The sequence below is a fragment of the Penaeicola halotolerans genome (genome assembly GCF_016464625.1).
Lineage (GTDB): Bacteria > Bacteroidota > Bacteroidia > Cytophagales > Cyclobacteriaceae > Penaeicola > Penaeicola halotolerans.
In genome coordinates this window covers 1-226 of the sequence record NZ_JAEAGO010000269.1, presented here as the reverse complement: position 1 = coordinate 226, position 226 = coordinate 1, and the positions used below count along the sequence as shown (strand labels likewise).

The window sequence follows — 226 nt, the reverse complement described above, 5'->3', positions numbered from 1 at the left end:
AGGTTCTACTGAGCGTTACATCTGCTGGGTTGACAGCAACTCCGTTAAGTCTGTCATTAGCTAATACATTAACTACGGCTAGGTTCTCGTCCTTACCATTGATACCTGTGACATCATCATCAACTGCATCAATAGCTGCCGCAGTCACTGTCACTGTCACCGTTGCATCATCTGTATTCGCTGCATCTATGTTATCCGTCAAACGGTAAGTCAAGGTATACACACC

At 45.1% G+C, this 226-nt stretch carries 1 protein-coding gene; it reads right to left on the bottom strand.

The window, feature by feature from the left end; translation table 11 throughout:
• A partial coding sequence (locus I5349_RS14225; RefSeq protein WP_226391412.1) for a hypothetical protein occupies positions 1 to 226 on the bottom strand: 226 nt, incomplete at both ends.